This is a genomic window from Streptomyces sp. URMC 124, assembly GCF_051386455.1.
Lineage (GTDB): Bacteria > Actinomycetota > Actinomycetes > Streptomycetales > Streptomycetaceae > Streptomyces.
This window is the reverse complement of record NZ_JBPQTS010000329.1, coordinates 1-1,199: the sequence shown is the minus strand read 5'-3', so window position 1 is coordinate 1,199 and position 1,199 is coordinate 1. Positions and strand designations below refer to the sequence as shown.

The window sequence follows — 1,199 nt, the reverse complement described above, 5'->3', positions numbered from 1 at the left end:
CCCCCCCCCCCCCCCCCCCCCCCCCCCCCCCCCCCCCCCCCCCCCCCCCCCCCCCCCCCCCCCCCCCCCCCCGCCCCACGACGGCGCTCACGCGCCACCCCGCCGCCGCACCAGCCACACCACCGCGCCGACAAGCCCCAGCACCAGCGCCCCACCCACCGGCACCACCCACCGCACGGGCGTGTACGCCCCGGACCCGCTGGCCCGTACCCCGCCCTCCGCGGTAGCGGTGACCCGCACCGTCACCGAGTCCAGCCGCGGCGCGTCCGCCCACCGCTCCACCCTCCGCACCGCCCGCCCCGGCGCCAGCCGGCCCGGCGCGTCGGCGACCGTACGCCGCAGCACCGTGCCGAAGATCCCGTCGGCGCGGATGTCGAGCCGCGGGGCCAGCGCCCTGTTGCCGCGGTTGACCAGGGCGTACCGGATGACCGCGCCGCTCGGCCCGTCGCCGCTCACCCGCACGTTCTCGACAGCGAGCGCGGGCAGCGCTGGCCCCCCGCTGACGCGCAGGGCCAGCCGCACCGGCACCTCGCGCCCCTCTCCGTTCACGACGACCGCACCGGAGTGGTCGCCGGGCTCCGCGTCACCGGGGACGGTCACCGTGAAGGGCACGTTCGCGCGGGTGCGGGCGGGCACCCGCACCTCACGCCGGGCGAGGGCGATCCAGGGCCCGGCGCCCCGGAGGGCGAAGGAGCGCTCGCGGTCGGCGGGGTTGACCACGGACAGCGTGTCGGTGAGGACCGTGCCGGGGGCGCCCTCCAGGTAGAACGACGCCCTGTCGTCCGGGCCGGGCGCCTCCGTACCGGCGGGGGCGGGCGCGGCGGACCACGACCGGTCGTCGGCGGCGGCCGCCGGGACGGCGGAGGTGCAGAGCAACTCCAGTGCGAGGAGAGCCGTTACGAGAGCAGCCGGTAGGGGGAGGCGGAGGGGACGCCGGCGCACAGGCGGCCGCCTAGCGCGCCGCCCGGCGACGCCGGGTCAGCCAGAGCGTACCGGCGACGCCGGTGAGGAGGACGGTGCCGCCGAGGGTGCCGAGGGCGACGGCGGAGTCGGCGGGCCCGGTCTGGGGAAGCTGCCCGCCGCCGGTGGAGGACCCGCCCGTAGAAGCACCACCGCTGGAGGAAGCCCCACCGGTAGAAGACCCCCCACTGGAAGACCCCCCGCTGGAGGAAGACCCGCTGGAGGACCCCCCGGAACTC

General features: G+C 79.1%; 2 protein-coding genes. Both read right to left on the bottom strand.

Annotated features, from left to right (window positions below; translation table 11 throughout):
* Window positions 1-87: 87 nt before the first annotated feature.
* Window positions 88-876 carry a COG1470 family protein gene (locus tag ACSNOG_RS32735; RefSeq protein WP_436756332.1) on the bottom strand — a complete coding sequence of 263 codons (789 nt, stop codon included), beginning with the start codon at window positions 874-876 and terminating at the stop codon, window positions 88-90.
* Between the two features lie 76 nt (window positions 877-952).
* On the bottom strand, window positions 953-1,199 hold a 247-nt coding region (locus ACSNOG_RS32730), incomplete at its 5' end, for an LPXTG cell wall anchor domain-containing protein (protein WP_436756331.1).